The organism is Syntrophomonas sp. UBA5494 (assembly GCF_002426325.1).
Genome location: NZ_DIPG01000063.1, coordinates 3,710 through 4,183, shown reverse-complemented (window position 1 = coordinate 4,183; position 474 = coordinate 3,710). Strand labels below are relative to the sequence as shown.

Below are 474 nucleotides of genomic sequence, written 5' to 3'. Positions count from 1 at the left end.
GATGGCGGCTTGGAGTGGGGCAGCCCGGTAAACCGCGATAGTTTGTTTTTGCCGGACAGAACTGTGACGGGGCGGGTAAGCCATTTTGCTACATGCCCGGCAGCCAACAAGTTTAGGAAGAGGTGAGGGCATGGAATATTGGCGGCAGACAAAATATGGACTTATTGTGCCAGAGCATGCCACTGCAAAGAGAGAACGGCCGACTGCTTTCAGTTTCTTTGCAGGAGTCGGGGGCATGGATCTGGGATTCATTAAAGCGGGATTTGAGGTTGTGGGTGCTAATGAATTTGATCCGGCAGCGACGCTTACATACATGGTTAATTTATGCAGCTATCCGGTACAAATACATTACATCGAAGGCATGAAGGATAAAGAACGGCTCAATGATGCATGCGAGAGATATATCTTCGGGAAGAAAAATAAAAAGCAGCCCATTCGGCAACCGCTCGACCGGTATCCGGAACACAATACCCC

The 474-nt window shown here is 49.6% G+C and carries 1 protein-coding gene; it reads left to right on the top strand.

The genetic code is table 11. The features are described from left to right. Positions 1-130: 130 nt before the first annotated feature. Positions 131-474, top strand: a 344-nt coding sequence (locus tag B3W37_RS07545) for a DNA cytosine methyltransferase (RefSeq protein ID WP_483175254.1), incomplete at its 3' end; no start/stop codon positions are given.